Origin of the sequence: Phaeospirillum tilakii (genome assembly GCF_042683125.1) — a bacterium.
Lineage (GTDB): Bacteria > Pseudomonadota > Alphaproteobacteria > Rhodospirillales > Magnetospirillaceae > Phaeospirillum > Phaeospirillum tilakii.
Map to the genome: position 1 here is coordinate 1 of NZ_JBHUIY010000072.1, position 5,612 is coordinate 5,612.

5 protein-coding genes are annotated in these 5,612 nt (G+C 72.3%); 3 read left to right on the forward strand and 2 right to left on the reverse strand.

Annotation, left to right across the window (positions count from 1 at the left end; genetic code table 11):
* Both ACFSNB_RS18270 and ACFSNB_RS18275 read left to right on the forward strand, forming a co-directional pair.
* Positions 1-420: Smr/MutS family protein (locus ACFSNB_RS18270; protein WP_377319199.1), on the forward strand; the 420-nt coding region annotated here is incomplete at its 5' end.
* A gap of 285 nt (positions 421-705) precedes the next feature.
* Complete coding sequence (locus ACFSNB_RS18275; protein WP_377319201.1) at positions 706-2,658, forward strand: methyl-accepting chemotaxis protein; 1,953 nt, start codon at positions 706-708, stop codon at positions 2,656-2,658.
* Positions 2,659-2,938: 280 nt separating this feature from the next.
* Here ACFSNB_RS18275 and ACFSNB_RS18280 read toward each other — a convergent pair whose 3' ends face one another.
* Entirely contained in the window at positions 2,939-3,316 is a 378-nt protein-coding gene (locus ACFSNB_RS18280; protein WP_377319203.1) for a YraN family protein, read from the reverse strand.
* The gene (gene rsmI, locus ACFSNB_RS18285; protein ID WP_377319205.1) at positions 3,313-4,284 is read right to left on the reverse strand and encodes a 16S rRNA (cytidine(1402)-2'-O)-methyltransferase; all 972 of its coding nucleotides are present in this window, start codon (positions 4,282-4,284) and stop codon (positions 3,313-3,315) included. The genes ACFSNB_RS18280 and rsmI overlap by 4 nt, the downstream gene beginning before the upstream one ends.
* A 191-nt stretch (positions 4,285-4,475) precedes the next feature.
* Between rsmI and ACFSNB_RS18290 the strand changes: the two genes are divergently transcribed.
* Complete coding sequence (locus tag ACFSNB_RS18290; protein ID WP_377319207.1) at positions 4,476-5,516, forward strand: penicillin-binding protein activator; 1,041 nt, start codon at positions 4,476-4,478, stop codon at positions 5,514-5,516.
* The last annotated feature ends 96 nt before the right edge of the window (positions 5,517-5,612 follow it).

Sequence of the window (5,612 nt, forward strand, 5' to 3'; positions counted from 1 at the left end):
CCGGGCGAGCCGCCGCGCCGCCCCTCGGCCGGCGCCCCCGCCCCCCGCCGCCCCGCCGCCGGCCTGCCGACGCTGGGGCACGGCCACACCCCCGGGCTCGACCGCCGCAGCGCCGAACGGCTGAAACGCGGCGAGATGGCGATCGACGGCGCGCTCGACCTGCACGGCATGACCCAGGACGCCGCCCACGCCGCGCTTGACGGTGCGATCGAACGGGCCTGGGCCGCCGGGCGGCGGATGCTGCTGGTGGTCACCGGCAAGGGCGCCCACGGCGATGGGGTGCTGCGCCGGCAGGTGCCGCGCTGGCTCAACCAGAGCCCGCTCAGGGAACGGATCCTCGGCTTCTGTCACGCCCGCGCCCATCATGGCGGCGACGGCGCGCTGTATGTCCTGATCCGCCGCCGGCGCGACCGCGCCTGATCGGATACACAAGCGACCGCGCCTGATCAAACATCCAGGCGACCGCGCCGGAATCAGCCCGCCGCGAAGGCAGAAGTAACCGCCCGCTAACTTTTTTGGCGGCTAACTTGAAATCAGGCGCCTCTCGCCGCAACGGCGATGGCAGCCTGGGCGCGGAAGACTCGCGACGATTCACTACCTCCGGGATTGACACTATGCCCTTGTGTCTATACAGTCCCATACCTAAATATAGCCAGTCATATCCGCCCGCCCCCACCCATGCCTTCTGGCCGGGGAGAGACCCTGATGCCAACTCTGACCGTTCGCGGGCGGATTCTCGCCCTCGCCCTCGCGGGGGTGATCGCCCTCGCCGCGATGGGCGGTGTTCTCGCCTGGACCCTGTCCACCCTGGCCGCCATCGAGGCGGAAACCGCCGCCAACCGCGCGATCAGCCAGGGCGGCGACGCGCTGGAAATCGCCAATCTGACCATCCGGCGCGGCGAGAAGGATTTCCTGCTCCGCCGCGACGTCAAATATGTCGATCAGGTCCGCCGTGACATCGAGGCGGCCCAGGCCCGCGCCGCCGCCCTGGCCGCCCGGCCCGAGGCGGCCCCGATCCGCGAGCTGCTCGATCAGGTCGGCACCGGGATGACGCAGTACCGCACCGCCTTCGACGCGATGGTCGAGGCCCAGGTCAGCGCCGGGCTCGACGAAAAAAGCGGCCTGCAGGGCGAATTGCGCAAGGCGGTGCATGCGGTCGAGGCGGTGGTGCGCGATGCCGGCGACCGCGACCTGCTGGTCCACATGCTGATGATGCGGCGGTTCGAGAAGGATTACCTGCTGCGGGGCTATCCCGACCTCCAGGCCAAGATCGAGGCCGAGCATCAGGCCTTTCGCGCCCGACTGGAGCGCGCCACGCTGGAACCCCCGGCCCGCGCCGAACTGGCCCGCCTCAGCGACGCCTATCTCGCCGGGGTGGTGGGGATGATCCGGGCCGATCAGGCGGCGCGCGACTCGGTCGGGCGGCTGGCGGCGCTCTATGCCGGCATCGCCCCGGCCTTCGACCGGATCCGCACCTTCACCGAGGAACGCAACCGCACCGTGGCGGCCGAGGCCGCCGCCGCCCGCGCCCGGGTGGTGACGGCGGTGGTGACGCTGGGGCTGGCCTCCGGGCTCGGCTTCATCCTGCTGGCGTTCTTCATCATCCGCTCGATCGTCCGCCCGGTGCAGGGCATCACCGAGGTGATGCTGGCGCTGGCGGCGGGGGACAAGACGGTGGCGGTGCCGTTCGCCGACGGCGGCGACGAGATCGCGGCGATGGCCCGTTCGGTCAAGGTGTTCAAGGAAAGCATGATCCAGGCCGAACGGCTGGAGGAAGAGGCGCGGGCCGAGCAGCAGCGCGCTTTGGCCCGGAGCCACCAGCGCGAACGGCTGACCGCCGATTTCGACGGGATGATCCGTCAGGTGCTCGACCAGCTCGGCACCACGGTGCGCAACGTCCACACCACCTCGACCGACCTCCACCAGGCCGCCGACCAGACCCGGCGCCAGAGCGCGGCGGTCGCCACCGCCGCCGAGGAGGCCTCCAGCAACATCCAGACCGTCGCCAGCGCCGCCGAGGAACTGGGCTGCACCACGATGGAGATCAGCCGCCGCGTCCAGGACACCACCCAGCTGACCCAGGAGGTGGTCGAGGGGATGCGCACCGCCGACCACACCATCGAGGGGCTGTCGGCCGCCGCCCGCACCATCGGCGAGATCGTCACCCTGATCGGCGACATTGCGGCGCAAACCAACCTGCTGGCCCTCAATGCCACCATCGAGGCGGCCCGGGCCGGCGATGCCGGCAAGGGCTTCGCCGTGGTCGCCAACGAGGTCAAGGGACTGGCCAACCAGACCGGCAAGGCCACCAGCGAGATCGCCGAACAGATCAGCACCATCCAGAGCTCGATCACCGACGCGGTGGCGGCGATCAAGACGGTGTCGGGGGCGATCGGCCGGGTCGACGAGGTGGTCGGCTCGATCGCCGCCGCGGTCGAACAGCAGAACGCCGCCACCCAGGAAATCGTCCGCAACGTCAGCCAGGCCGCCGACGGCAACCAACTGGTCACCCGCAACATCACCGACGTCTCGGCCTCGGCCCAGCACACCGGCGAAATGGCCACCACCATGTTCGAGGTCGCCGGCGACCTCGAACAGGCCGCTACCCATCTCGGACAACGGGTCGAAGGCTTCCTCGGCGAGGTCAACGCGTTGTAACGCAAGCGGGCTGCCGCCCGCACCCGCTCGGGGAGCGAAGCTCCCCGAGCCCCTCATTTTTTCTTTGCTCCTTTTCCGTCATGCGCGGACTTGATCCGCGCATCATCGGAGCCGTTTGGCGCCTTGCCCCGAGCCGACACGGGGATGGCCGAGCGAGGCCCGCCCTCTCCGTCCCCGCAGTTCCGTAATGAAGGGGGAACCGGAGGACCGAAAATCAATAAAGCAGTGAGGGGTTTGGGGAGCTTTGCGCCCCAAGCGGGCCGGCGGGCGGCAGCCCGCCTTAACTTTCCGGCCTCCAGGCGTCGGGCAGGTGACGGGGCAGATGGCCGGGGGCCAGCAGGATCAGATCGAAGCGCAAGGCCCACCCGGCACCATCGGGCCGGCGGGCGACGAAGGCGGCGGCGGCGCGTTCGATCCGTCGGCGCTGGGCCGGAGTCAGGGCGGCGGCGGCCTCGGCCAGGGTCGGCCGGGTCTTGACCTCGACGAAGGCCAGCAGCCGGCCGCGCCGCATCACCAGATCGAGTTCGCCCGCCCCCGAGCCCCGGCCGAAGGTGACGTTGCGGGCGACCAGCCGGTAGCCCTTGAGCCGCAGCCACCACAGCGCCAGGGTCTCGCCGCGCCGGCCGCGCCGCGCCGCCGCGACGCGCGCGACGGTCACGAGGGCGCGGTGCGGAACAGGCGCAGCGCCAGGGCGTAGACCTCGCGCCGGGGGTGGCCGGTCTCGGCCGCGACCAGGGCGGCGGCGTCCTTCAGGCTGGCGCCGGCCTCGACCTCGCGGCGCAGGCGGGTTTCGAGATCCTCGGCGCCGGCGGCCGGGGCCGCGCCGGGCGGAGCGACCACGATCACCACCTCGCCGCGCGGCGGCGTCGCGGCGAAGCGGGCGGCCAGTTCGGACAGGCGGCCGCGCGCCACCTCCTCATGCAGCTTGGTCAGTTCGCGCGCCAGCGCCGCCTCGCGGTCGCCCAGCACCACCGCCATGTCGGCCAGGGTCTCGGCGGCGCGGTGCGGCGCCTCGTAGATCACCAGCGAGGCGGGAGCGGCGGCCAGATCCTGCAAGGCGGCGCGGCGTTTGGCCCCGCGCGGCGGCAGAAAGCCGGCGAACAGGAAGCGTTCGACCGGCAGCGCCGACAATTGCAGCGCGGTCAGCACCGCCGAGGCCCCCGGCAGCGCGGTGACGCGGATACCGCGCTCGACGCAGTCGCGCACCAGCCGGTAGCCGGGATCGGACACCAGCGGGGTGCCGGCGTCGGACACCAGCGCCACCACCGCGCCCTGCTCCAGCCGGGCCAGCAAGGCGGGGCGGGCCTGATCGGCATTGTGGTCGTGGTAGGGGGTCAGGCTGCCGTCGAGCCCGAGCAGGCGCAGCAGCTTGCCGGTGACCCGGGTGTCCTCGCAGGCGATCAGGTCGGCGCCGGCCAGCACGTCGAGGGCGCGCAGGGTGATGTCGCCCAGATTGCCGATCGGGGTGGCGACCAGATACAGCCCGGCCGCCGGTTTACTTCCCCGTCCCCGCGGGCTACCTTCGCCCAACGTCTCGGCGGGGGCGCCGTCGTCCTCCGCCCCGTCCAGGGAGGGTTGCCTTGCGCCAGTCCGCGTTTCGGTGGCGCCGTGTCGCTGCCTTGTCATGGCTTGCCGCTATCCTGGTGCTGTCGGGCTGTCAACAGGTGGCAGAGGTAGCACCTTGGAGCCAGGGAACCAAGCCCGCAACCGCCGCCACGGTCGAACCGCCGCAAGTTCCGGCCCGGCCGACCACCGCCCCGCTGCCCCCGCCGCCGCCGCTCCCGGTGCCGGAGCCGGTCGTTGTCGCCCCCCGCCCGGTGGCGAAGACCGAGACCCGCGCCGCCCTGCTGGTGCCGCTGTCGGGACCGCAGGCGGCGGTGGGACAGGCCCTGGCCAACGCCGCCCAGCTCGCCTTGTTCGAGATCGCGGATTCCCGCTTCCGCCTGCTGCCGCTCGACACCCGGGGCACCGCCGAGGGCGCCGCCCAGGCGATGGCCCAGGCGCTGAGCCAGGAGGCCGACATCGTGCTCGGCCCGGTGTTCAGCTTCGAGGTCAAGGCGGTGACGCCGCAGGCCCAGGAGCACCGCCTGCCGGTGCTGGCCTTCTCGACCGACCGCACCATCGCCGGGGGCGGCATCTATGCGCTCGGCTATCTGCCGGGGCCGCAGGTGGCCCGGGTGATCGGCTTCGCCCGCAGCCAGGGCCGCTGGCACGTCGCGGTGCTGGCCCGCGCCGACGATTACGGCCGCGCCGTCGCCGAATCCGCCCGCGAGGCCGCCGCCGCCCAGGGCGCCGATCTGGTCGCGGTCGAATATTACGATCCGGCCCAGCCCGATTTCGCCAGCGCGGTGCGCCGGCTCGCCGCCGCCCGCACCGCCCAGCGGCCGATCGACGCGGTGCTGATCGCCGATGACGGGCCGCGCCTGCGCAGCCTCGCCGGTCTGGTCACCAGCGAGTTCGGCGCCGGGGCCGCGCCGCGCCTGCTCGGCACCCTGCTGTGGGACGATATCCGCCTGCGCGCCGAGCCGTCGCTGGCCGGCGGCTGGTATCCCGCCCCGCCGGCGGCGTCGCACGAGGCGTTCGAACAGCGTTACGTCAAGGCGTTCGGGCCGATGCCGGCCAACGTGCCGGCGCTGCTGGCCGGCATCGCCTATGATTCCACCGCGCTGGCCGCCCTGCTGGCCCGCCAGGGCAAGGGCGATTACAGCCCGGCGGCGCTGCAATCGCCGGTTGGCTTCCTGGGGGCGGGGGGATTGTTCCGGCTGACTCCGGCCGGGCTGGCCGAGCGAGGCCTCGCCATCCGCGAGATCACCCCGCAGGGGGCGCGCGAGATCGCTCCGGCGCCGGACACGTTCTGAGCAAAAAAAGAGGGCGGGGCTGCCGCCCCGCACCCCGCCCGGAGGCTGGCGCCTCCGGACCTCCCCTGTTTTTATCAATAAAATCAAAGGGGGTTT